Annotated in this window: 29 protein-coding genes, 1 tRNA gene and 1 pseudogene; 24 read left to right on the top strand and 7 right to left on the bottom strand. The window is 38.5% G+C overall.

Annotated features, from left to right (window positions below):
• Positions 1-18: 18 nt before the first annotated feature.
• Positions 19-261 carry a type B 50S ribosomal protein L31 gene (locus tag HT732_RS05560; protein ID WP_000710764.1) on the bottom strand — a complete coding sequence of 81 codons (243 nt, stop codon included), beginning with the start codon at positions 259-261 and terminating at the stop codon, positions 19-21.
• A gap of 95 nt (positions 262-356) precedes the next feature.
• Positions 357-1,292 (bottom strand): bifunctional oligoribonuclease/PAP phosphatase NrnA, encoded by a 936-nt coding sequence (locus HT732_RS05555; protein ID WP_173254255.1) that lies wholly within the window; start codon positions 1,290-1,292, stop codon positions 357-359.
• Positions 1,293-1,395: 103 nt separating this feature from the next.
• On the opposite strand from HT732_RS05555, the gene HT732_RS05550 reads away from it, so the two are divergent.
• The 14 genes and pseudogenes from HT732_RS05550 (at position 1,396) to HT732_RS05485 (ending at position 8,983) form a co-directional block, all read left to right on the top strand.
• Positions 1,396-1,839 carry a flavodoxin gene (locus HT732_RS05550; RefSeq protein WP_173254254.1) on the top strand — a complete coding sequence of 148 codons (444 nt, stop codon included), beginning with the start codon at positions 1,396-1,398 and terminating at the stop codon, positions 1,837-1,839.
• A gap of 115 nt (positions 1,840-1,954) precedes the next feature.
• Positions 1,955-2,221 carry a chorismate mutase gene (locus HT732_RS05545; RefSeq protein ID WP_173254253.1) on the top strand — a complete coding sequence of 89 codons (267 nt, stop codon included), beginning with the start codon at positions 1,955-1,957 and terminating at the stop codon, positions 2,219-2,221.
• Positions 2,218-2,592 carry a fluoride efflux transporter CrcB gene (gene crcB / locus HT732_RS05540; RefSeq protein WP_173254252.1) on the top strand — a complete coding sequence of 125 codons (375 nt, stop codon included), beginning with the start codon at positions 2,218-2,220 and terminating at the stop codon, positions 2,590-2,592. Before HT732_RS05545 ends, crcB (HT732_RS05540) begins: the two co-directional genes overlap by 4 nt.
• Positions 2,586-2,915 carry a fluoride efflux transporter CrcB gene (gene crcB / locus HT732_RS05535; RefSeq protein ID WP_173254251.1) on the top strand — a complete coding sequence of 110 codons (330 nt, stop codon included), beginning with the start codon at positions 2,586-2,588 and terminating at the stop codon, positions 2,913-2,915. The genes crcB (HT732_RS05540) and crcB (HT732_RS05535) overlap by 7 nt, the downstream gene beginning before the upstream one ends.
• 118 nt (positions 2,916-3,033) lie before the next feature.
• Complete coding sequence (gene rplS / locus HT732_RS05530; RefSeq protein WP_001068669.1) at positions 3,034-3,381, top strand: 50S ribosomal protein L19; 348 nt, start codon at positions 3,034-3,036, stop codon at positions 3,379-3,381.
• Between the two features lie 42 nt (positions 3,382-3,423).
• Positions 3,424-3,495, top strand: a tRNA-Arg gene (locus tag HT732_RS05525).
• 262 nt (positions 3,496-3,757) lie between these two features.
• Positions 3,758-3,919, top strand: coding sequence for a type II toxin-antitoxin system RelB/DinJ family antitoxin (locus HT732_RS05520; protein ID WP_000077978.1), 162 nt, complete (start codon positions 3,758-3,760; stop codon positions 3,917-3,919).
• A 45-nt stretch (positions 3,920-3,964) separates the two neighbouring features.
• Positions 3,965-4,279 (top strand): nucleotidyltransferase domain-containing protein, encoded by a 315-nt coding sequence (locus HT732_RS05515; RefSeq protein WP_000263130.1) that lies wholly within the window; start codon positions 3,965-3,967, stop codon positions 4,277-4,279.
• The gene (locus tag HT732_RS05510; protein ID WP_173254250.1) at positions 4,260-4,634 is read left to right on the top strand and encodes a HepT-like ribonuclease domain-containing protein; all 375 of its coding nucleotides are present in this window, start codon (positions 4,260-4,262) and stop codon (positions 4,632-4,634) included. The genes HT732_RS05515 and HT732_RS05510 overlap by 20 nt, the downstream gene beginning before the upstream one ends.
• A 21-nt stretch (positions 4,635-4,655) precedes the next feature.
• Positions 4,656-5,111 (top strand): annotated as a pseudogene (locus HT732_RS05505) (tyrosine-type recombinase/integrase); the annotation flags it as partial.
• A 540-nt stretch (positions 5,112-5,651) separates the two neighbouring features.
• On the top strand, positions 5,652-6,518 hold the full coding sequence (locus tag HT732_RS05500; RefSeq protein ID WP_000537001.1) for a helix-turn-helix transcriptional regulator: 867 nt from the start codon (positions 5,652-5,654) through the stop codon (positions 6,516-6,518).
• Positions 6,519-6,751: 233 nt separating this feature from the next.
• On the top strand, positions 6,752-7,309 hold the full coding sequence (locus HT732_RS05495; RefSeq protein ID WP_001003834.1) for a CYTH domain-containing protein: 558 nt from the start codon (positions 6,752-6,754) through the stop codon (positions 7,307-7,309).
• 245 nt (positions 7,310-7,554) lie between these two features.
• Positions 7,555-7,779, top strand: coding sequence for a hypothetical protein (locus tag HT732_RS05490; protein WP_240155836.1), 225 nt, complete (start codon positions 7,555-7,557; stop codon positions 7,777-7,779).
• Positions 7,769-8,983 carry an MFS transporter gene (locus HT732_RS05485; RefSeq protein ID WP_173254249.1) on the top strand — a complete coding sequence of 405 codons (1,215 nt, stop codon included), beginning with the start codon at positions 7,769-7,771 and terminating at the stop codon, positions 8,981-8,983. Before HT732_RS05490 ends, HT732_RS05485 begins: the two co-directional genes overlap by 11 nt.
• A 235-nt stretch (positions 8,984-9,218) precedes the next feature.
• On the opposite strand, the gene yidA is transcribed toward HT732_RS05485, so the two are convergent.
• Together yidA and HT732_RS05475 are read right to left on the bottom strand one after the other, a co-directional pair.
• Positions 9,219-10,025: a sugar-phosphatase gene (gene yidA / locus HT732_RS05480; RefSeq protein WP_173254248.1), complete on the bottom strand. Its 807-nt coding sequence runs from the start codon at positions 10,023-10,025 to the stop codon at positions 9,219-9,221.
• A gap of 12 nt (positions 10,026-10,037) precedes the next feature.
• Entirely contained in the window at positions 10,038-11,342 is a 1,305-nt protein-coding gene (locus HT732_RS05475; protein WP_173254247.1) for an HD domain-containing protein, read from the bottom strand.
• A gap of 71 nt (positions 11,343-11,413) precedes the next feature.
• Between HT732_RS05475 and HT732_RS05470 the strand changes: the two genes are divergently transcribed.
• The 3 genes from HT732_RS05470 (at position 11,414) to ffh (ending at position 13,797) form a co-directional block, all read left to right on the top strand.
• Entirely contained in the window at positions 11,414-11,791 is a 378-nt protein-coding gene (locus HT732_RS05470) for a DUF1934 family protein (protein WP_173254246.1), read from the top strand.
• A 90-nt stretch (positions 11,792-11,881) separates the two neighbouring features.
• On the top strand, positions 11,882-12,214 hold the full coding sequence (locus tag HT732_RS05465; protein WP_050254340.1) for a putative DNA-binding protein: 333 nt from the start codon (positions 11,882-11,884) through the stop codon (positions 12,212-12,214).
• Between the two features lie 11 nt (positions 12,215-12,225).
• The gene (gene ffh / locus HT732_RS05460) at positions 12,226-13,797 is read left to right on the top strand and encodes a signal recognition particle protein (RefSeq protein WP_173254245.1); all 1,572 of its coding nucleotides are present in this window, start codon (positions 12,226-12,228) and stop codon (positions 13,795-13,797) included.
• Positions 13,798-13,987: 190 nt separating this feature from the next.
• Here ffh and HT732_RS05455 read toward each other — a convergent pair whose 3' ends face one another.
• Both HT732_RS05455 and rsmG read right to left on the bottom strand, forming a co-directional pair.
• On the bottom strand, positions 13,988-15,271 hold the full coding sequence (locus tag HT732_RS05455; protein WP_173254244.1) for a solute carrier family 23 protein: 1,284 nt from the start codon (positions 15,269-15,271) through the stop codon (positions 13,988-13,990).
• Between the two features lie 253 nt (positions 15,272-15,524).
• Positions 15,525-16,238, bottom strand: coding sequence for a 16S rRNA (guanine(527)-N(7))-methyltransferase RsmG (rsmG, locus tag HT732_RS05450; protein WP_173254243.1), 714 nt, complete (start codon positions 16,236-16,238; stop codon positions 15,525-15,527).
• Between the two features lie 93 nt (positions 16,239-16,331).
• Here rsmG and HT732_RS05445 point away from each other — a divergent pair, with 93 nt between their 5' ends.
• Both HT732_RS05445 and htpX read left to right on the top strand, forming a co-directional pair.
• Positions 16,332-16,892 (top strand): LemA family protein, encoded by a 561-nt coding sequence (locus HT732_RS05445; RefSeq protein WP_050203410.1) that lies wholly within the window; start codon positions 16,332-16,334, stop codon positions 16,890-16,892.
• 1 nt (position 16,893) lies between these two features.
• Complete coding sequence (htpX, locus tag HT732_RS05440; protein WP_173254242.1) at positions 16,894-17,793, top strand: zinc metalloprotease HtpX; 900 nt, start codon at positions 16,894-16,896, stop codon at positions 17,791-17,793.
• A gap of 152 nt (positions 17,794-17,945) precedes the next feature.
• Here the strand turns inward: htpX and HT732_RS05435 are convergent, their stop codons facing one another.
• Positions 17,946-19,472 (bottom strand): ATP-binding cassette domain-containing protein, encoded by a 1,527-nt coding sequence (locus tag HT732_RS05435; protein ID WP_173254241.1) that lies wholly within the window; start codon positions 19,470-19,472, stop codon positions 17,946-17,948.
• Between the two features lie 572 nt (positions 19,473-20,044).
• On the opposite strand from HT732_RS05435, the gene HT732_RS05430 reads away from it, so the two are divergent.
• From HT732_RS05430 to HT732_RS05410, 5 genes are all read left to right on the top strand, one after another.
• On the top strand, positions 20,045-20,587 hold the full coding sequence (locus HT732_RS05430) for a DUF177 domain-containing protein (RefSeq protein ID WP_000773212.1): 543 nt from the start codon (positions 20,045-20,047) through the stop codon (positions 20,585-20,587).
• A complete protein-coding gene (gene nth / locus HT732_RS05425) occupies positions 20,587-21,216 on the top strand; it encodes an endonuclease III (protein WP_173254240.1) in 630 nt (209 codons plus the stop codon). Before HT732_RS05430 ends, nth begins: the two co-directional genes overlap by 1 nt.
• Positions 21,217-21,426: 210 nt before the next feature.
• Positions 21,427-21,948, top strand: coding sequence for a bifunctional pyr operon transcriptional regulator/uracil phosphoribosyltransferase PyrR (gene pyrR / locus HT732_RS05420; protein ID WP_000850023.1), 522 nt, complete (start codon positions 21,427-21,429; stop codon positions 21,946-21,948).
• Positions 21,949-21,966: 18 nt separating this feature from the next.
• A complete protein-coding gene (locus HT732_RS05415; protein WP_173254239.1) occupies positions 21,967-22,890 on the top strand; it encodes an aspartate carbamoyltransferase catalytic subunit in 924 nt (307 codons plus the stop codon).
• A 49-nt stretch (positions 22,891-22,939) separates the two neighbouring features.
• Positions 22,940-24,019 (top strand): carbamoyl phosphate synthase small subunit, encoded by a 1,080-nt coding sequence (locus HT732_RS05410; protein WP_000166853.1) that lies wholly within the window; start codon positions 22,940-22,942, stop codon positions 24,017-24,019.
• Positions 24,020-24,359 lie beyond the last annotated feature (340 nt).

The raw sequence follows: 24,359 nt of genomic DNA, 5'->3' as shown, positions 1-24,359 counted from the left end.
AAACTGTTCTTTTTATCATTATTTGAGACCGTATTTTTTGTTGAAACGATCCACGCGTCCATCTGCTTGAGTGAACTTTTGACGTCCAGTGTAGAATGGGTGTGAGTCTGATGAAATTTCCACACGGATCAATGGGTAAGTTTCGCCTTCGAACTCAACTGTTTCGTTAGAGCGTTTTGTTGAACCGCTAAGGAATTGGTAACCAGTAGTTGTGTCCATGAAGACAACTGGGCGATATTCTGGATGGATATCTTTTTTCATTTTGCAATATTTCCTTTCTGCCATGGTCTCTTTGCGAGCCATAGATTGTTACCATACTAGTCTATCAGATTCTGAAAAGTTTGGCAAGTATTTTATCAATTTTTAAGCAAGTTTTTTAACTTTTGGTAGATGATTTCGTTTTCCTCTAGGCTATAGGAATTAGCACCGCTTGCTAGAGGGTGTCCTCCACCATCATGTTCTTTGGCAATTTCATTGATAGGATGAATTTTACTGCGTAAGCGAACGCGGTAGTGGCCATCAGCCTGCTCCACAAAAATTCCCCAGAGACTGACGCTGTCAATACGACCAGGAGCTCCTACAATAGCGGCAGTTTCAGCATCGGTAACATTAAATTGTTTTAAGACTTCTTGACTCAGGATAACACGAGCTGCACCATTTTCATCCACTTCCAGATGGTCGTAGATGTAGCCTTGAAGTTTAGCAATTTTGTAGCTCATAGTGTCCATTTTGCGAGTGAGAGCCGCAAAGTCAAAGTTATGTTCTCTCAAATAAGCAGCCAGGCGAAGAGTCCGTGCAGTCGTAGAAGGATAAAGGAAGCGGCCTGTATCACCAATAATTCCTGCAAAGAGCAACTCAGCAGCGCGATCTGACAAGGCCAGTTGGGTTGTTTGGGCAAATAGGGTAATCATCTCGCTAGCGCTACTTGAACTAGTATCGACCCAAGACAGGTCACCGTATATATCATCATTTGGATGGTGGTCAATCTTAATGAGAAAATCACCTTGACGATAGCGCTTATCGTCAATACGAGCAGTATTCGCCGTATCACAGACGATGACAAGGGCACCTTGGTAGGCACTATCTTCAACAAGATCCATCTCAGCCATCCAAGTAAGAGTTGGTTCATCAAAACCAACGGCTTTGATAGTTTTTTCTGGGAAATGATGTTTGAGAAGAGCTTTCAAGCCCACCTGACTGCCCAAGGCATCAGGGTCTGGTTTCATATGACGATGAATGATAATCGTGTCGTATTCTTTGATTTTTTCTAAAATTTGATGGCAAATTTCCATAAATAACCTCAATTCTTTCTCATTTCATTGTAGCACAAGAATTTTTATTTTTAAAATGAAAAAGATGTGATATAATGGAGAAAGATAAATTGAGGAGGACGATATGGCATTAGCAAAAATTGTATTTGCCAGTATGACCGGTAATACCGAAGAAATTGCAGATATTGTAGCAGACAAATTACGTGACTTGGGCTTGGATGTCGATGTTGATGAATGTACAACGGTTGACGCTTCAGACTTCTTGGAAGCTGACATCGCTATCGTTGCGACCTATACTTATGGTGATGGTGAATTACCAGATGAGATGATGGACTTCTACGAAGACCTAGCTGATCTCAACTTGAATGGCAAAATCTACGGAGTGGTCGGCTCAGGAGATACCTTCTACGATGAATTCTGTAAGGCTGTCGATGACTTTGATCGCATTTTTGTAGCGACAGGAGCAGAAAAAGGTTCAGAATGTGTCAAAGTTGATCTTTCTGCTGAGGAAGCAGACATTGAACGCTTGGAACAATTCGCAGAAGAATTGGCTGCTAAAGTAGGATAAGTATAAAACTGCGCTGATGTAATCAATCAGTGCATTTTTCTTATCGTGAGTTGGGATTTTACTAGCCTATTTGGTGGCTTTTTGATACAATAATTCAAATAAAGGAGGAGACTGTATGGATTTAGATATTATTCGTCAAGAAATTGATCAAATCGACGACCAAATTGTCAAACTGTTAGAAGAACGAATGCATTTGGTTGAGGGGGTAGTTGCCTATAAGAAAGCTTCAGGTAAACCGATTTTAGATACTAAGAGAGAAGCGGTTATTTTTGAAAAGGTTAGAAGTCGTGTAGAGGACAAGCGCTATCAGGAGACTATTGTCGCGACTTTTTCGGACATACTCAAACGTTCGCGTGATTATCAGGATAAAAATATCAAATGAAAAAAGAACAAATTTATCCGCTAGGGATTTTTCTAGCTGCTATGTTGGGCGGACTTGTCCGCTATCTAGTTTCCACTTGGTTACCAGCCAGTCCTGACTTTCCTTGGGGCACTCTCTTTGTCAACTATCTGGGAATTTTCTGCTTGGTGTATCTTGTTAAGGGCTATTTAGTCTATAAGGGAACCAGTAAAGGCGTTATTTTAGCACTGGGGACTGGTTTTTGTGGGGGGCTGACAACTTTTTCCAGTCTCATGCTTGATGCTGTGAAACTACTGGATACAGGGCGTTATCTCAGCCTAGTCTTGTATCTCATTTTAAGCGTGGGTGGAGGCCTGCTCTTGGCTTACTATTTGGGGAGGAAGAAATGGTAATGGTCTATCTTGCAATTGCTTGTGGTTTCGGAGCTTTAGTGCGCTATTTCTTTTCCCGCTATAATCAAGCTTCTAAATTACCACTCGGAACGCTCATAGCCAATCTTTTGGGTTGTTTTTTAATTGGATTATTCTACAATCATGTGGAATCTAAGGAAGTCTATGCTATTCTAGCAACAGGATTTTGTGGTGGTTTAACGACTTTTTCGACCTTGAATGATGAACTTCAAAGACTGCTAAGTGATAAGAAGGTCTTTTATTCTTACCTGACTTTGACCTACCTAGGTGGTTTGATTGCGATTTTTTTAGGAATTCTGCTATAAATTTCTTTACTTTTTTGTGGAAATTTGGTAAACTGTATCTTGTGTGTAATGGACGCACAAAAATACAGTTTATCCGCTGAGGAAGTTTCCTCAAGATTGACAAAGATAGGAGAATAAAATGAATCCATTAATCCAAAGCTTGACTGAAGGTCAACTTCGTACAGATATTCCATCATTCCGTCCTGGTGACACTGTTCGTGTACACGCGAAAGTTGTCGAAGGTAACCGTGAACGTATCCAGATTTTTGAAGGTGTTGTTATTGCACGTAAAGGTGCTGGCATCTCAGAAAACTACACAGTTCGTAAAATCTCTAACGGTGTAGGTGTTGAGCGTATCTTCCCAATCCACACTCCACGTGTCGAAAAAATTGAAGTTGTTCGTTACGGTAAAGTACGTCGTGCGAAATTGTACTACTTGCGTGCACTTCAAGGTAAGGCAGCTCGTATCAAAGAAATCCGTCGTTAATTCGACTAAAAAACTCTGCTCATTCAGCAGAGTTTTTATCTAGCTCCCTTAGTTCAATGGATATAACAACTCCCTCCTAAGGAGTAGTTGCAGGTTCGATTCCTGCAGGGGGCATTTTTAGAAATGTAAAGAAAGACAAAGAAAATTCAAAGTGTTTGTCTATGGGCAATCACCACAATTTAGTTTTTTAAAATAGGTTAGTATTTTTGGAATCTTTGACCAAAGTGTGACCAAAAATAATTTTAACTCAATGAATATAGAATAAAGTAGATCAGGAAGTTGGTCTATTTTATTTTGTATTTACTGATATATAAAAAGTTGAATCGTCTTTCTAAAAGTGATACAATAGATATACAAGAAGAAAAGGAGAAATGCTATGTCACAAATTGCTGTAAGAGTAGATGATGAATTGAAAAAAGAAGCGACTGCGATTTTTAATGAGTTGGGGTTGGATATGTCAACTGCTGTGAAGTTGTTTTTGAAGCAAAGTGTGTTGACAAGAAGCATTCCTTTTGATGTTAAACTTGATTCTGAGTAAGCTGAAATAAAAGTATGGCTATATATGATATAAAGGGGTTTAGTTATGGTTTATACAATAGATCAGATAAAGGAAAAAATTGTTCCTGTGGCTAAACAATATGATTTATCTAAAATTTATCTATTTGGCTCTTATGCTAGGGGCGAAGCTGATGGAAAAAGTGATGTTGATATTGCTTTGGAGTTAGAGGATGATTCTATATATTTTGATGTATATGGTAGACTTTTGACTATTTTTGATGGTAATATAGATATTCTATTGGTTAGTGATTTACTTTCTCCAAAAACAAATATTGGGAAGTTAGTCAAGAAAAATTTTTTGAATGATAGAGAGGTTATTTATGAGAAGTCAATCTCTTGAAACTGATATAGCATATTTGAAGGATATGGTTTTATATCTTGATAAGGCTGTTGCTGTTTTGGATAAAGCAAGAAGATATAATTTACCTTTAGATGATGATATGGTAGTTGATTCTATCGCTATGAATTTAGGACAAGTAGGAGAACAGTTATCGTTAGGCAAATTATCAGAGGAAGTAAAACAGAAGTATTCAGATAGGATAAACTGGATTCAGATAAAAGGTTTTAGAAATTTTATTTATCATAATTATTCCAACTTAAATTTTAAAATTGTAGAAGGTATATTGAAGGAATCTGTTCCCAAAACGAAAGAATCTTTATACTCGATTATAATAGAATTAGAAGGTGAATCATAAACTAGAAAATATTATTTTTCAGAAAGACAAACTATAAAGACGTATGGAAGATTTGTTAGAAATCGACAAATTTTGTTCCTCAAAAAACGAATACTTTCATAAGAGAAATTCTTATTGATGAAGATTTAATATCTGTATTGGATGCATTGAAAGAGAAACAAGATAAGGTTCTTTATAATCGTGAAGAATTAAAGAAATATGATTTGGTCTTTTGTGATAGAAGGTATAAACTTTCTACAAATTATGGATTGAATAAATGCTTGAAAGTATTTTTATCCGAACTTGGGATAGGTAGTCAAACCATGATAGCAACAGCAGGAAGGCATATTTATGGTTCATATTTATTATCAAAAGGTGTTGATATATGGGCTGTTTCAAGATTACTAAGGCATAAAGATATACAACAAATTATTCAAACTTACGGACATACTCTAAAAGAGGGTTATTGATAAAAAGTATGATTTAGTAAGAGAATGAATGTTAGTAAAAGGATAAAATAATTTTGATCAATTCCATAATAAAAATAAGGACTTCCTTTGTTAGAATGTCCTTATTTTTATTATGGAATTGAACAAATGAGGTAAAGGTTCAGATCTATGAACTCAGAAAGTAAGTACAAAGCTTTAAACAGCTTTCAAAAAGATTTGGTGTGGATTTTTTGGGCTAAGGTATGTGACAAAAAGAATTGATTGTTATGAAATAGAGAGACTAAAAAATGGGGAAAATCTTTATTGTTCCCCTGAACTTGATATGTTGTAAAAGATTATTTCTGGTCTGTTAAATATATCAATAACAAAATTTAAACATGATAGTCTAATATCTAATCCATTTAAAGTGAATACGTTTATCAATCGTTTGAGTAAGAAAATCTCAAAAGAAGAAGGGATAGGTTTTCAAATGTAACCTATCTAGTCATTGCTTATATATAATTTGTATCTTTTGCTTTATTAATTTGTATTTAAAATTTAATCATGTTACAATTGAAATTGAAATCGAATAGAAAAGGAAAATGCAAACGTGGGTACACTATTAGCAACAAGATTAAAAAATAGACGAAAAGAATTAAAAATGTCTCAGCGAGAATTGGCTGAGGGGATATGTAAACAGGGGCAGATTAGTCGATTAGAGAATGGAGAATTTACTCCAGGAGCAGACTTTTTATATGCTCTGTCTAAGAAGTTAAAAGTTAGTATAGATTATTTTTTTAATGAGCAGATTGGAGAGGAGATTGATGAGTTATCAGAGTTTAAGAAGTTAGCCCAGACATTTATCACAAATCGAAATTATGAGTCTTTGAAATATATATATGAATTAGAGAGTGTAAAGGTACATCGCTTGTCTCTAGTAGATAAGTTTTATATGGAGTGGATAAAATCTCTTATAGATTTTTATCTCTATGGGCAAAAAGAGGAGGGTGTGGCAAGATTGGAGAAGGTACTGTCTCAGTTAAATGTAACTGACCTGATCTACCTTCAAGTTTCAAATACTCTATTTAATTTTTATTATGATATTGAAGATTTAGAGAGTTTTAATGAAATTCGAGAAAAGTTAGAGTATCAAGTAAATCAACTCAAGTTAAACACAATCGAAGAATTAAACCTTTCTATTAAATTTAATTATAATGTTTGTCGCTATCTATGGTTGCAGAATAATACTGAAGAGGCTATTACTAAAATCACAGATACGATAAAGCAATGTAAGACGTATAGAACAACATATCTTTTGGCTGATTTGTATGTATTGATGGGAAATGTCAGTAAGAATTTTTCTTCTAAAGTTGCAGTAAAAGAGTACTTTGAAACGGCTTATTTCCTGTATAAGCTTGAGGGCAATATGTCAATGGCTCTTAAAATCGAGCATTATATTGCAGATATAACAGAATAGTAAAGACGATGTTCAATTAAGCATCGTTTTTTTAATCCAGAAAGATACAAATATGTATTTAATAAAAATAAATAAAAAACATTATTAAAATTCTTGACATTATTATATTGAAGTGCTAAAATGAGTACAAGAAAATATTAGGCTTTTTGTCCATAAAACATCTACAGAAACTTACTATAGACTGAGTGAATGTAAAGAGACTTCAGCCTTTGAAGAATTGAGAGGTAAAATTAATGAATGAATTAGAAGTTAGATTTGAACTCAACGATGAGAAAGATTATAATAATGCTATTTCATATTTAGAAAAATCTTATAAATTTAAGAATGAAAATAAGCAAGTTGATGAATATTTTAAAACAAAAGGAAGAGAATTTGAAAATGATGAGGTAGGTAGCTTTATCTACAGAATTCGTCAAGAAGATGATAATAGAGCAAGTATTTTCACAAGAAAAGATACGATAAAACAAGGAATGTGGAGTGAAAGTGAAATAGAGTTAGAATCTGAAAAATTAGAATTTGTAAGAAATATCTTGCAAGATGGATTTTCAAATATTTTCACAATAAGTAAACATAGAAAGACTTATCATGATGAATTAGAAAATAAAACGATTAATCTAGATAAGATTGATGGTCTTGGGTTTTATCTTGAGATAGAGATTTTAGGAGATTTTTCAAAAGAAGATTATAGTAATTTTTATGATAAAATGTGCGGAGAGTTCTCGTTTTTAAATTCAAAAATAGAAACAAAGGGCTATGTCCAATTAATGAGAGAAAAAAATGGACGTAATTGAAATTATCAAATAGTCTTGTTGGGATTGTTTACTCAATTACTGGATTTGGAAGTTTGATAGCAGTAACCTTTCTTTCTACTTTTTTGAATAAGAAGGATCCTTTAGGGATAGTGGTAAGTGATACTAAAGCCTCTTTGAGAGGCAAGTGACGAGTCAAGAGAAATAAGGCTTGAACAACGTGAAAGCCAGCGTCTTTAGGCGCTGGCTGGTAGTTTGGGCTTATAGCCCTGGGACAAACCACCCGTTTGACGGGTGGTCATGATTATTATGAAATAGATGGTACTTGTTATCTTGATTTTAGAGTATCTGGCGAGGATGTATATTTCATTGAGTTAGTAACTATGTATGGTTTAAGTGAAAATAGTGCGGTACCAACTCTTGCAAAGAGGTTTGGAATAAGCTTTACAGATTTAATAAAAAATGCTATTTATCGTGGTTTAGAAAGAAGGAAAGGGAGTCATGAATATTAACAAGAAAACGTTTTATACAATAACTTTTGGTGAATTCATATCAAATATTGGAGATAGATTTCAAAAAATTGCTTTTCCTATTTTAATTTACCAAGAATTTCATTCGTCATTTGCAATGGGAGGAATGGTAATTATTGAATTGTTACCTCAACTCTTATTAGGATTTGTTATGGGCTATTTATTAGATAATTTTAATAAGAAAAAGATACTATTATGGTCTACATTAATACCTGCATTATTATGTAGTGTAATACCGATATTATCTAAATATTCAGTTTCTATATTTTTTTACTATGTTATTGCATTTTTGATTCCTTTATTTTCGACACTTTTTCAAACAGGATTTTCAGTAATTACCCCGGCATTATTTGAGAAGGAAGAATTGCAAAAATATAATTCGCAGTTTCAAGGTGTACGAACTATTTCAAAATTAGTTTCTCCTGCTTTGGCAGGGTTATTAATGTTAAAGTTTAATATTAACAGCATTTTTTTTATAAATAGTGCTTCGTTCTTGTTGTTATTTTTTTCAATATTAATTTCATATATTCCAAATCAAGGAAATAAGGAGAATGGAAATGATGATATAAAAGAAATGTTTGCAGGTTTTAAAGAGAATTTTACAAATATTAAATTGAGGGTTTCTTTACTCTTTACTATTGTTGTGAATATCGCTATGCTAGGCTTTAATGCAACAATTATTTATTATTTACAGGATCAATTAAAGTTATCAAATAGTCTTGTTGGAATTGTATACTCAATTGCTGGATTTGGTAGTTTGATAGCAGTAACTCTTCTTTCTACTTTTTTGAATAAGAAGGATACCTTTATTTTAATGAATATATCAATGGCAACGATCCCACTTGTCATTATGGCAAGCGGAATAGTAGAAAATTGGATATTTTTTGGAATTTGTTATTCAATTTTGAGTGGACTAATTACAATAGCTTCTGTCTCGATTACAACAATACAGCAACAAGAAAGTACTGAGTATAATATTGGTAAAATACTTTCTAGTTCTTTTGTAATAGCTACCATTTTTGCTCCTTTTGGAGGGATACTAGCTGCTTATTTTAATTGGCTTTTAAATCCGAGATTAAGTCTAGTTATTTTGGGATTACTAAGTAGTTTATTGGTTATTCTTATAAAGAGTTATGAAAAAAAGCTAACTAAGAAAAGAACTGCAATATTTATAAAGGAAGATTAGTGGGTTAATTATCATTAGAAAAAATAATATTAATTCGTAGTAAAATAAAAAATTGAAAAAGTTTTTACATAATGTACTACCTTTTTCAGATTTAATAATTATTAAGGGGATAGAACTAGAAAACAAAAATACTGAATTTTAAACTGCACCCCAAAAGTAAGATTTTTCTGTCTAACTTTTGGGGTCAGTACAGTATCTCTAATTTCTGGAGTGCTTTTTCTATATTCATATTATTTTACAGTACCCATGTACGGATGGCATGGGCAACGCCAGATTCGTCATTTGTTTTGGTGATGTATTTGGCGATTTTTTTGATTTCTGGATTTCCGTTTTCCATGACTACAGGGTTGCCAACGACTTCCAGCATGGCACGGTCATTTTCTTCGTCACCGATAGCCATGGTTTGATCTTTGGTCAATCCGAGTTTTTCAGCTAGGTGAGTGATGGCTGAACCTTTGTCCACATTCTTTTTAAGGAGTTCGAGGTAGAAAGGAGCAGATTTGTTGATGGAGTAGCGTTCGTAAAATTCTGCTGGGATTTTTTCAATCGCAGCATCGAGGATTTCTGGTTCATCGATGAACATACACTTGACGATTTCCTTGTCAGCCATTTCTTCAGGTGTGCGGTAGAAAATAGGCATGCTGACGAGGGTTGATTCGTGAACTGTGTATTTTCCGATATTGCGATTGGCAGTGTAGATTCCATCCTTAGTAATGGCGTGCATGTGGACACCGAGTTTGCGACTGAGAAATTCCATATCCAGATAATCCTCATAAGTCAAGGATTCGCTGGTAATCTCATGTCCTGTAGCGGTTTCTTGGACAAGGGCACCATTGAAGGTCACAACATAGTCACCCTCGTCTCTCAACTGCAAGTCGTCTAGAAGTTTGGCAACGCCAGCGATAGGGCGGCCAGTTGCAATGACGACTTTGACACCAGCTTCTTTGGCATCTTGGATGGCAGAAAAGACTTCAGGAGTGATTTCCTTTTGGCTGTTGACTAGGGTTCCGTCAATATCGACGGCGATTAGTTTAATACTCATAAAATTCCTCTTCTAGTTTTTATTTGGGGTAAAATGATCGTTCTCAATCAAGTGTAAAAATTGCTGGGTAATGCTTGCGAAGATACTGTTTTGATCCAACATTTCTTTTGGGAAATAGAAACGATTATCTCCGTGACGACTACCAGCAAGGGATTGGACGATAGGAGACAGGCTAGAGAGTTCGGCTAGTTCTCCATTTTTCTGTAGAATCTCAATCTGTGTCCGTGGATTTTCAGATTCGGGACGATAGATATCATAAGGGAGGTCGAAGTTCTTATGAATGGCAGTATAGTAGTCGGGATCAAAGCCAATGTCCTCAACCAATTTTCTCATGCTAGCGAGTTGGTCTTGGTCTTCTTGTGAAAAAGTAATGGATTTAAAGACTTTGCGGTTGACAAAGCGTTGCGACAGGTCTGCGAGAATCTTGTCAGGACTGGTCATCCAGAGCTGGAAGTAGGTATTCATCACACCATCATCTAGAGCTAGATAGTCAAACAAGGTCACATTTTTTTCAAAGAAAGGCAGGAGATGTGGAGAAGTTCGTGCAAAGAAGTCCTTATCCTCAGAGTAGAGTTCCTTGGCGCGCTTGAGGAGATTCTGTAGGAGAACTTCCATTGCGCGTGTTGCTGGGTGGAAATAAACCTGCATGTACATCTGGTAGCGACTGAGGACATAGTCTTCGATGGCATGCATGCCATTGCGCTGAAAGGCGATACCATTTTCGACAGGACGAATGACTCGGAGGATGCGAGTCAGGTCAAATTCTCCATAGGAAGCACCTGTAAAATAGGAGTCGCGCAAGAGATAGTCCATGCGGTCCGCATCAATCTGACTAGAAATGAGTTGCACGACCTGCTTATTAGGATAGGTATGGTCAATGACACTGGCCACCTTTTCTGGGAAATCAGGTGCCACTTGTAGCAGGACTTGGTGAATCTCCGTTTCAGGACTCTGAATAATCTCCTGAGTAATGGCTTCATGGTCTGTATCAAAGAGATGTTCAAAAGTATGGGAGTAGGCACCATGTCCAAGGTCATGTAGGAGAGCAGCGGTCATGGTCAAGAGAGACTCGGAAGGATTCCATTCTTCAGGATATTTTTCTTCAAAAATCTCTGTGATGCGACGAGCAATCTCATAGACTCCAAGACAATGGGAGAAGCGACTGTGTTCTCCACCGTGGAAGGTATAACTGGAAGTTCCCAGTTGTTTGATTCGGCGCAAGCGTTGAAATTCTTTTGTATTGATCAAGTCATAGATGATTTGATTATTGACATGGATGTAGTTGTGAACAGGGTCACGGAATACTTTTTCGTTCATATGACCATTATAGCAAAAAGCTAGAGTTTTTGGTAAAATAGTAGGACAAGAGACAAGAAAGAGGACCTGATGTGAAGATTCGGATGCGAAATACGATTCAGTTTGATGAGCAGTTGGAAGTGATTGATCAGCTTTATGACGTGGAAGTGCATGAAAAAGGAGATTATAGCTACCTGCTTTTCTATAATGAGGAAAAGGAAAAAGTGGTTATTAAATTCCATGGTCAAGAACTGGTGATGAGCCGTTTTTCCAATCCCAAGACCATTATGCGCTTTCTAAAGGATAGTGATAGTTTAGCCTACATTCCCACACCTATGGGCATGCAGGAGTTTATCATCCAAACGAGCCATTATCAAGTTGATAGGCAAAAGATTGAGCTAGACTATCAACTGCAAAATCAAGAGGGACATCTCTTTGCCAGCTATCAATTGGAAATTACTTGGGGCTAGGCTCATGTCTTTTTCAAATTTAGCTATCTATCTTCTCGGATTGGCTTCCTAATGTGGTAGATTAGGCTATTTTTTGGTATAATAAAAGTTATGGAAATTGAAAAAACCAATCGTATGAATGCGCTCTTTGAATTTTATGCGGCGCTTTTGACAGATAAGCAAATGAATTATATCGAGCTCTACTACGCTGATGATTACAGCCTTGCTGAGATTGCCGAGGAGTTTGGTGTCAGTCGTCAGGCTGTCTATGATAATATCAAGCGGACAGAAAAGATTCTGGAAGATTATGAGATGAAATTGCACATGTACTCGGACTACATTGTCCGCAGTCAGATTTTTGACCAGATTTTGGAGCAGTATCCCAAGGATGACTTTCTGCATGAGCAGATAGAAATTTTAACAAGCATTGATAATAGAGAATAAGAGGAAGAAAAATGGCATTTGAAAGTTTAACAGAACGTTTGCAAAACGTCTTTAAAAATCTACGTAAAAAAGGAAAAATCTCTGAATCTGATGTCCAAGAGGCAACCAAAGAAATTCGCTTGGCCTTGCTTGAGGCCGACGTTGCCTTGCCTGTTGTAAAGGACTTTATCAAGAAAGTTCGTGAGCGTGCAGTCGGGCATGAGGTCATTGATACCCTTAATCCTGCTCAACAGATTATTAAAATTGTAGATGAGGAACTGACAGCTGTTTTAGGTTCTGATACGGCAGAAATTATCAAGTCACCTAAGATTCCTACCATCATCATGATGGTTGGTTTGCAGGGGGCTGGTAAAACAACCTTTGCAGGTAAATTGGCTAACAAACTCAAGAAAGAAGAAAATGCCCGTCCCTTGATGATTGCGGCGGATATTTATCGTCCAGCTGCTATTGATCAGCTGAAGACACTGGGTCAACAGATTGATGTGCCTGTCTTCGCTCTTGGAACAGAGGTTCCAGCTGTGGAGATTGTTCGTCAAGGTTTGGAACAAGCCCAAGTTAATCATAATGACTATGTCTTGATTGATACGGCAGGTCGTTTGCAGATTGATGAGCTTTTGATGAATGAGCTTCGTGACGTGAAAGCACTAGCTCAACCAAACGAAATTCTGCTCGTCGTTGATGCCATGATTGGTCAAGAAGCAGCCAATGTTGCGCGTGAGTTCAATGCTCAGTTGGAAGTGACTGGGGTCATCCTTACCAAGATTGATGGTGATACTCGTGGTGGTGCTGCTCTATCTGTTCGTCACATTACTGGAAAACCAATCAAGTTTACTGGTACAGGTGAAAAGATTACGGACATTGAAACCTTCCACCCAGACCGCATGTCTAGCCGTATCCTTGGCATGGGGGATATGCTTACGTTGATTGAGAAAGCTTCTCAGGAATACGATGAGCAAAAAGCCCTTGAAATGGCTGAGAAGATGCGCGAAAACACCTTTGATTTCAATGATTTCATTGATCAGTTGGATCAGGTGCAAAACATGGGGCCAATGGAAGACTTGCTCAAGATGATTCCAGGTATGGCTAACAATCCAGCCCTTCAAAACATGAAGGTAGATGAGCGTCAGATTGCGCGCAAACGTGCTATTGTGTCTTCAATGACACCTGAAGAACGTGAAAATCCAGATTTGTTAAATCCAAGCCGTCGCCGTCGTATCGCTGCTGGTTCTGGAAATACCTTTGTCGAAGTTAATAAATTCATCAAAGACTTTAACCAAGCTAAACAGCTCATGCAGGGTGTCATGTCTGGTGATATGAACAAGATGATGAAGCAGATGGGAATCAATCCAAACAACCTTCCAAAAAATATGCCAAATATGGGAGGAATGGATATGTCTGCCCTTGAAGGAATGATGGGACAAGGCGGTATGCCTGACCTTTCAGCTCTCGGAGGAGCAGGAATGCCAGATATGAGTCAGATGTTTGGTGGCGGACTCAAAGGTAAAATCGGTGAATTTGCCATGAAACAATCCATGAAACGCATGGCGAATAAAATGAAAAAAGCGAAGAAGAAACGCAAGTAAGACAAGGGATTGATGCAAATCTCATTTGATGAGAAAATGAAGTAAAAATTTCTATGATAAAACGTATAGTATCAAGTTTTTAGAATACCTGATATTATACGTTTTTTGATTTTAACAATTTACAGATATTTGTATTATAGTGTACGAAAAAATCCACTCAGTTGTCTGAGCGGATTTGGTGTTTAGACTCTTAGTCTTTATTTTCATATGGCAAGATTAAGTTCAAGATGATTCCTGTCATGGCTGATAGGGCAGTTCCTGAAAGGGTAACTGGACCGAGTTTAAGGATAGCTCCTCCAAGTCCAAGTACCAACATAGCACTTGCGATGATTAGGTTACGCATTTGACTGAAGTCTACACGTTCTTTGATCAAGACTTTCAAACCATTACTTGCGATAACTCCGTAGAGAAGGATTGACATACCACCAAGTACAGCATTTGGAATGGTTGAAATCAAGGCAGTGAATTTACCAAGGAAGCTAAGGGCAATCGCGATGAAGGCAGCGTTACGGATAACTGAGACAGAAGCGATACGAGTCATACCGATAACTCCTGTATTTTCTCCATAAGTTGTATTGGCTGGTCCACCAAGGAAGGCAGAAACTGAAGTTGCGATACCGTCACCAAGAAGAGTACGGTGAAGACCTGGTTCTTTCAAGAATTGACGGCCACAGATTTGACCCAAAACAGTATGATCTCCGATATGTTCAGAAATTGTTACGATAGCGATTGGCAAGATAGCGATGGTTTCTGGACCAAAGTAAAGATTGTATTCTTTAAAGGTACCACCTGTGCTAAATGGCAAGTAGAAACCAGGAATTTCAAACCAGTTAGCTTTAAGAACTGGTGTAAAGTCAACCAAGCCAAGAGTTAGTGCGAAGAGGTAACCACCGATAATGGCAAATAGGAATGGAATGATTCGTAGGAAGCCTTTTCCCTTTGTATTGATAAAGGCAGCAATCAAGAAAGTAACAACTGCTACAAGAGCATTTTTCCAATTTCCGTCAGCTACAAGACCAGCGTTAGTAACTGCTGAGCCTGCAAGTCCAAGACCGATAACGATAATCATAGGTCCGATGATGATTGGTGGCAAGAGTTTATCAATCCATTTTGTACCTGCAAAACGAACACCAGCAGCCACAAGGACATAGACCAAACCAGTCAAGATAACCCCTGTTTGAGCAGCAGACACATCACCACCCATTTCTTTCATAGCAAGTGACATTGCTGTGATAAAGGCAAATGAAGAACCTAGATAAACGGGAACTTTAAAACCAGTTGAAATCATGTAGATGAGTGTTCCTACACCTGAAGCAAAAAGGGCAACAGATACAGGCATTCCCAAAATCAATGGTACCAAGATGGTCGCACCAAACATGGCGAAAACGTGTTGGAAACTAAGGAGAATTCCTTTTCCAGTCGAAGGACGTTGGTCAACGTCTAGTAACAAATCAACAGTTGATTCTTGTTTCATATAAACCTCACTTTTGGGCATCAAAAAAGAGCCCATTATTTTACAGCAATAGGCCCTCAGAGTAAGACTTCTTTAAAATTTAGACTTTAAAGAGTTTCAAATATTTCTGCGTCTTCGTCACCTCACGGGATGACATTAAAAACCTTTGCTTAGGATAGTATAGCAGAAAAAAATGATTTTGTAAATCATTTTTTCCCGAGCCTAGAAATAAAAAAGCGAGGTTGACTTTGTAAATATTTTTTTACTAAAAAGATTAAAGCGGGCGTTTATTGGGCATGCCAGCCTTACGTGGATATTTATTTGGTGTTTCCTTTTTCTTTTCTACCACTGTGATGTAGCGCGGATCTCCATTAGGTAGAGCGTAGCTGAGATTGTCTTCGACCTTACTAAAAAGGAGGTTGAGGGCATTCTTAGCTTCTAATAATTCCTCAGGCGCATTGCTGGCCTTGAGCGCCAATAGTTTTCCGCCAACTTGCAGGTAAGGAATTGTCAATTCAGATAAAACCTGCATGCGGGCAACCGCACGAGCTGTTACAAAATCATATTGAGCACGGAAGTTCTTATCTTGTGCTAAGTCTTCTGCACGTCCATGGTAGAAATGAACACCATTCAAATCCAGCTCCTGAGCCAACAGTTGGAGGAAGTTGATGCGCTTGTTGAGAGAATCAATGATAGTCACATCTAGCTGAGGATAGAGAATTTTCATTGGTAGACTAGGAAATCCTGCCCCAGCCCCGATATCAAGCAGTTTGATAGTTTCATTGGGAATCAAGCCTTGCAGAATAGGTGCAATCGAATCATAAAAATGTTTGAGATAAACTTCTTCTTTATCTGTAATAGCCGTCAAATTAATCTTTTCATTCCACTCGACCAAGAGTTCAAAATAACGTTCAAATTGTTTTTTTTGCTGGTCCGAAAGTGGAAGATTTTGCTCGGCAAGCAAGTTGTAAAATGTTTCTGGTTTCATAGTTATTTCCTTCTTTAGTATCATCTTATTTTACCACAATCATTAAAAATTTGATATACTGGTACTAATCTAAAAGTAGAAAGGACTTATATAATGACTTGGATTATTCTTGGAGTTATCGCTCTTGTTGTTATTTTTGTGATTGTTAGCTATAACGGTTTGGTTAAAAATCGTATGCAAACAAAGGAGGCTTGGAGCCAGATTGATGTTCAGTTGAAACGTCGAAATGACCTCTTGCCAAACTTGATTGAGACTGTAAAAGGTTATGCCAAATATGAAGGTTCTACCCTTGAAAAGGTGGCAGAGCTACGTAACCAAGTGGCGGCAGCGACTTCACCAGCAGAAGCTATGAAAGCTAGTGATGCCCTTACTCGTCAGGTTTCAGGTATTTTTGCAGTTGCAGAAAGCTATCCAGATTTGAAAGCTAGTGCCAACTTTGTTAAATTGCAAGAGGAGTTGACAAACACAGAAAATAAAATTTCATACTCTCGTCAACTCTATAACAGTGTTGTCAGCAACTACAATGTAAAATTAGAAACTTTCCCAAGCAATATTATCGCTGGAATGTTTGGATTTAAAGCAGCAGATTTCCTTCAAACACCAGAAGAGGAAAAGGTAGTTCCTAAAGTTGATTTTAGCGGTTTAGGTGACTAAGATGTTGTTTGATCAAATTGCAAGCAATAAACGAAAAACCTGGATTTTGTTGCTGGTATTTTTCCTACTCTTAGCTCTGGTTGGCTATGTGGTTGGTTATCTCTTTATGCGGTCTGGGCTTGGTGGTTTGGTTATCGCACTGATTATCGGCTTTATCTATGCCTTGTCCATGATTTTTCAATCGACAGAGATTGTCATGTCCATGAATGGCGCGCGTGAGGTTGATGAGCAAACGGCACCAGACCTCTACCATGTAGTGGAAGATATGGCTATGGTCGCTCAGATTCCTATGCCCCGTGTTTTCATCATTGATGATCCAGCCTTAAATGCCTTTGCGACAGGTTCTAACCCTCAAAACGCAGCGGTTGCTGCGACGTCAGGTCTATTAGCTATCATGAATCGTGAGGAGCTAGAAGCTGTTATGGGACATGAAGTCAGTCATATTCGTAATTACGATATCCGTATTTCGACTATTGCTGTTGCCCTTGCTAGTGCTATCACCATGCTTTCTAGTATGGCTGGTCGTATGATGTGGTGGGGTGGCGCAGGTCGCAGACGAAGTGACGATGACAGAGAAGGAAATGGTTTAGAAATCATTATGCTCGTGGTTTCCCTACTAGCTATCGTGCTGGCCCCTCTTGCTGCAACCTTGGTGCAACTAGCTATTTCTCGTCAGAGGGAATTCCTAGCTGATGCTTCTAGTGTTGAGTTGACGCGCAATCCTCAAGGAATGATAAATGCTCTAGGTAAGTTGGATAATAGTAAACCGATGAGTCGTCCTGTAGATGATGCCAGCAGTGCACTTTATATCAATGATCCCAAGAAAGGGGGAGGGTTCCAAAAACTCTTTTATACCCACCCACCTATCTCAGAGCGGATTGAACGTTTGAAACAGATGTAAAATGAAGGCTGGGAAAAAGCCTTTAAAATCTGAAAAACGCATAATATCAGGTGTGCAAAAAAACTTGATATGATGCGTTTTATTATGGGAAGATTTACTTCCTTTTCTCATAAAATTGTGTTTTTGTCCTACCTATCTGCTATGTTGCAAATTTATACATCTTCTAAATTAACTAGCTCCAAACCATGTTCTGTCAAGCGATAGATAGTCGAGCAGACCTCTTTTAAGAAACGACGGTCATGCGAAACAGTGATGATACCGCCTGGATAGGTGGCAAAGAGTTTTCTAATTTGGGGTTGAGAAGTGGGAGAAAAGTTTCGTGTGGGTTCATCCAGAAGAAGAAAGTTTGGTTTGCGCAAGACTAAATCCAAAAGCAGGAGTTTTCCCTGTTGTCCGCCAGATAAGGAGCGAATTTGATGCTGCATTTCTGGATAACTGAAATTGAGACTGGCTAAGTGAGATTGGATTTTCTGTAGTTCCTCTTTTTCTCCAGTTTTGCTGAGGTAGGCTATTGGTGATAGCTCCAATTGCAGTTTCTTGTGGTAATCTTGTGGCATAAAACCAAGTGAAATCTCTCTTTTATCATTCAGAAGTTGCTGCAATTTGGCTAACAGAGTTGATTTCCCAACACCATTTGGCCCGATAATACCGATTTTTTCTTGCCCACGGACAGTTAGTTGTAGTTTTTGAACCAAAACTCGGTCGCCAATGGCCAAATTTTCCTTTTCCAGTTGGATTAAGACTTTAGATGCCGGTAATGACTGTATATACGAGAAGAAAAGTTGAATGTGTTCTTCTTCAAGTGGTTTTTGGGTCATGGACTGAGCTGTCTTTTCAAAGCGTTTTTCTTGAGAGAGAACATTTTTCATTTTTTTAGCCAATAGGCGACCAGCAGTACTGTCTTTGGTAGCTCGAAGAGCAGTTTCTACATTTTGTTTAACTCGGCGATGCTTTTCCATGGTTTTGTCATAGGCTCTCTGGTCGTTAGCAGCTTGCTGACTTTGTTTGGCAAAATTAGCCTTTATCTGCTCACTATAGCGATCATAGTCTAAATGCTCTACTAGTGTTTCCGCTTCTTTACGGTGCTTGACCAGTCGCAAGTGGACAATAGTATCAGCCGTTTGAGACAGAAAGTCCTCATCATGGGAGATGAAAATAACAGTTTGCCTAATCTTTTGAATTTGATTTTTTAACCAATCAACCGTCTCAAGGTCTAGGTCGTTTGAAGGTTCATCTAAAAATAGAATCTCAAAGGGTTTGGCTAACTCATGGATGAGCTGAATTTTCAAAGCTTCACCACCCGATAGGCTCCCGATATCTTGGTCACTAGCAAAGCGATTGCTATCAAAATGCAATTCCTCAGCTAAACGATAGAGGACACTGTAATCTAAATCAATAGTATCTAAAAAGAAGTAGTCGTGTAAAGTTTTCTTTTTCAGGTCCTCGGGGAGTTTTTGAGGAATGTAGGCTATTGATTGATAATCAGATTGAATGTCTCCCCTGATAGTAAAATCAGGCAAAGCTTCCCCCATTAAAGTTTTAAGCAAGGTTGATTTGCCATTTCCTTCCTCTCCAATAATAGCTACCTTTTCCCCACCCTGGATGCTCATGTTTAAGTCAGAGACAAGGTCTCGTAAATCTTTGTTTTGTGTGATGGTCAGATGATTGATTTTTATCATATGCTTGCCCTTTCTAGAATATCAATAGTGCATAGCAAAAAGCTCTACTTTACCTAGTAGAGCCCAAAGTCACTGTCAAAACTCTATTATCCTCGTTGAAAAACTCGTCAAACTAGCTTGGAGTTGCCTAACCCAACCCAAGAGGAGCATAGCTTTCTAGTTTTTTGATTTTCAATGGGGACAAGATACTAGAAAATCTAGTATGAAAAGAGCCACAAAAAGAGACAAAAACAAGATCTACTAAATAAAGGTTCTTTATTTGATAGACTTAGTTGTTCATGTCTCCCTTACCTCCGAGTATTAGTATCTTTATCGTATAACTTTCAGGAAATTTTGTCAACAGAAAACTGGAAATTCTATGCTCTAAAATCCGTGTGGTAAGCATTAGTAATGAATTCTTTGTCTTCCATGTGAGCATCCTCCTTGCTATCACGTATTCTTGCCTATAGTATAGCACCAAAAAATATAGTGATAAATATATTAAAAAATCGAATGTTAATTACAAAGTTTGGTGGGCTGATTTGTAGCCTTTTCATGGTATAATCAAGAGAGTAAATCTTTATGGAGGAAGTATGAAATTAAATATTCAAGAAATTCGTAAGCAGTCTGAAGGCTTGCATTTTGAACAAACATTAGACCTAGCCGCAGACCTGCGTGCACGCAATCAAGAAATTTTAGATGTGAAAGATATCCTTGCAGTTGGGAAAGTACAGTACGAAGACCGTATGTATTTCTTAGATTATCAACTATCTTATACCATTGTTCTTGCTTCAAGTCGCAGTATGGAACCAGTTGAGCTAGTTGAATCTTATCCAGTAACAGAAGTTTTCATGGAAGGCGCAACTAACCAACTAGATCAGGAAGTTTTAGATGATGATTTGGTCTTGCCTATCGAAAATGGGGAACTGGACCTTGCTGAGAGCGTGTCAGACAATATCCTACTAAACATTCCTATCAAGGTCTTGACGGCTGAAGAAGAAGCTGGTCAAGGATTTGTTTCAGGAAATGACTGGCAAATCATGACAGAGGAAGAATACCAAGCTCAACAGGCAGTTAAGAAAGAAGAAAACAGTCCTTTTGCTGGCTTACAAGGACTATTTGATGGAGACGAATAATGGTCTTGTCAAAAAAACGAGCACGAAAGGTGCTAGAAGAAATCATTGCTCTGTTTCCAGATGCCAAGCCCAGTCTTGATTTTACCAATCATTTTGAACTCTTGGTTGCGGTCATGTTGTCAGCCCAGACGACGGATGCAGCGGTAAACAAGGCCACACCAGGTCTCTTTACCGCCTTTCCAACGCCACAAGCCATGTCTGTGGCGACTGAGAGTGAGATTGCCTCACACATTTCTCGCCTGGGACTGTATCGAAATAAGGCTAAATTCCTAAAAAAATGTGCCCAACAGTTACTAGACGATTTTGATGGTCAAGTCCCTCAAACACGAGAGGAATTAGAGAGTTTGGCAGGTGTTGGTCGAAAGACAGCCAATGTTGTCATGAGTGTAGGATTTGGGATTCCAGCTTTTGCAGTGGATACTCATGTGGAGCGTATTTGCAAACACCACGATATTGTCAAAAAATCAGCGACACCGCTTGAGGTGGAAAAGCGGGTCATGGATATCTTGCCGCCTGAGCAGTGGTTAGCAGCCCATCAGGCCATGATTTATTTTGGAAGAGCCATTTGTCATCCTAAAAATCCAGAGTGTGACCAGTACCCACAGTTATATGATTTTAGCAATTTATAAGATGGGGTTTCAAAAGTTTTTGCTTGATTTTAAGCATGCTTTGTGCTATAGTAATTGGTAACTAAATATTCCTTTAAACCTGTCCCGTGAGGCAGGCAAGGAGAACGATTAAGTAGTAGGGTGAAGTCTATACTGTTTGCAGTAGGGCTTACTTAGCTATACATTTCAAGTCTCCTTGTTTAAGGAGACTTTTCTTTTTGGAGGTTTGTCATGAAGACAAAAGAAGTTGTAGATGAATTGACCGTCAAACGAGCGATTACGCGTATTACTTATGAGATTATCGAACGCAACAAAGATTTGAATAAAATCGTCTTGGCTGGTATTAAAACTCGCGGTGTCTTTATCGCCCACCGAATCCAAGAACGTTTGGAACAGCTAGAAAATCTTTCAGTTCCTGTTGTGGAATTGGATACCAAACCTTTCCGTGATGATGTTAAAAGTGGAGAAGATACTTCTTTGGTTTCTGTTGATGTGACAGACCGTGAAGTTATCTTGGTGGACGATGTGCTTTATACAGGCCGTACCATCCGTGCTGCTATTGATAATATTGTCGGTCATGGTCGTCCTGCGCGCGTGAGTTTAGCAGTTCTAGTCGATCGAGGACATAGAGAATTGCCAATCCGTCCAGATTACGTTGGAAAAAATATCCCAACTAGTCGTTCTGAAGAAATCATCGTAGAGATGGCAGAACTTGATGGCCAAGACAGAGTTCTGATTACTGAAGAAGCTTAGAAAGCTAAAGGAGTAGCCATGTCAGAAAATCAACAAGCATTGAACCATGTGGTATCCATGGAAGACCTCACTGTTGATCAAGTGATGAAATTGATCAAGCGAGGAATTGAGTTTAAAAACGGAGCTCAGCTTCCCTACGAGGACCATCCGATTGTTTCCAATCTTTTCTTTGAGGATTCTACACGGACGCATAAGTCCTTTGAAGTGGCAGAGATTAAACTGGGATTGGAACGACTTGACTTTGATGTGAAGACTAGTTCGGTTAATAAAGGTGAAACACTTTATGATACTATTTTGACTCTGTCTGCTTTAGGAGTGGATGTCTGTGTGATTCGCCACCCTGAGGTCGATTATTACAGAGATTTGATTGCAAGTCCCACGATTACGACTTCCATTATCAATGGTGGAGATGGTTCGGGACAACATCCTAGCCAGAGCTTGCTTGATTTGATGACTATTTATGAGGAATTTGGCCACTTTGAGGGTCTCAAGGTTGCGATTGCAGGTGACTTGGATCATTCACGTGTTGCCAAATCCAATATGCAGATTTTGAAACGCTTGGGAGCTGAACTCTTTTTCGCTGGACCTGAGAAATGGAGAAGTCAAGAGTTTGCAGACTATGGACAGTTTGTAACTATTGATGAAATCATTGATCAGGTGGATGTCATGATGTTTCTCCGTGTGCAACATGAACGCCATGATAGTGGAGCTGTATTTTCAAAAGAAGACTACCATGCCCAACATGGCTTGACTCAAGAACGTTATGACCGTTTGAAAGAAACAGCAATTCTCATGCACCCAGCTCCAGTCAATCGTGATGTGGAAATCGCAGATCACTTGGTTGAAGCACCAAAATCACGGATTGTCCAACAAATGACCAATGGTGTCTTTGTTCGAATGGCAATCTTAGAATCCGTACTGGCGAGTAGAAACGCCAACTAAAACACAAGACGTTAAAAGACGCCAGTGAGCGTCCACGAGAGGTGAAAATATGACAAAAAGACTTCTAGTATTAGAAGATGGCACAGTTTTTGAAGGCAAGGCCTTCGGAGCAGATATTGATGTAACAGGCGAAATCGTCTTTAATACAGGCATGACCGGCTACCAAGAATCCATTACAGACCAGTCTTATAATGGACAAATCTTGACCTTTACTTATCCTTTGGTAGGAAATTATGGAATTAACCGTGATGATTATGAATCTATTATTCCAACTTGTAAGGGAGTCGTTGTTTTTGAAGAAGCACGTAGAGCAAGCAATTGGCGCAACCAAATGACGCTAGATGAATTTTTGAAAGCCAAGAAAATTCCGGGTATTTCAGGGATTGATACGCGTGCCCTTACCAAGATTATCCGTAAGCATGGTACCATGCGTGCAACCTTGACCCATGTTGGGGATAGCATGGACCATGTGACGGACCAGCTCCAAGCAACAGTCTTGCCGACAGACAATATCAAGCAGGTTTCTACTAAAACATCCTATCCAGCTCCAGGAGTTGGTTTGAGCGTGGTGTTAGTGGACTTTGGCCTCAAGCACTCAATCCTACGTGAACTTTCTAAACGTAACTGTAACGTAACGGTTGTTCCGTATTCGACAACGGCTGAAGAAATTCTCCATCTCAATCCTGACGGAGTGATGTTGTCAAACGGTCCAGGTAACCCAGAAGACGTTCCACAGGCACTCGATATGATTCGCGGTGTGCAAGGGAAAATTCCAATCTTTGGTATTTGTATGGGGCACCAACTCTTCGCAATGGCAAACGGGGCTAAGACTTACAAGATGAAGTTTGGTCACCGTGGCTTTAACCATGCAGTACGTGAAATCGCAACAGGACGTGTGGATTTTACAAGTCAGAACCATGGTTATGCAGTTAGCCGTGAAGATTTGCCAGAGCACTTGATCATTACCCACGAAGAAATCAATGACAAGTCAGTTGAAGGTGTGCGTCACAGATACCAACCTGCTTTCTCTGTTCAATATCACCCAGACGCAGCCCCTGGTCCACACGACGCTAGCTACCTATTTGACGAGTTTATCGAGATGATGGAAGCTTTTAAACAATCAAACTAAGAACGAGTAAAAGCTCGTCGGAGAATTTATGTAACTGAACACGGACGGAAAGCTCGGAATTTAGAGAAACCAACTGAGATTGTCAATCCTTCCTTAGTTTCTTAAAATTCAATCGCTCTCTATTCGTCCTTTGTATCCTATTTAATGGCAACCCGAGAGTTGCTGAATAGAAAGACAGGTCGTTTCTTTTAGTCGCTATCAGGCGAACTAAAAACTCCCTGCACTAGATTTTTTACCGAAAAATATCGTTTCGCTAAAAAATCGTCGGAGAATTTATTTAATGGCAACCTGAGAGTTGCCGAATAGAAAGGAGAAGGGTGCTCCGTATTTGCTGAATTGA

The sequence above is a fragment of the Streptococcus sp. 5346 genome (assembly GCF_013277455.1).
Taxonomy (GTDB): domain Bacteria; phylum Bacillota; class Bacilli; order Lactobacillales; family Streptococcaceae; genus Streptococcus.
The sequence above is the reverse complement of the archived record's forward strand: the minus strand, read 5'-3'. Positions and strand labels throughout refer to the sequence as shown.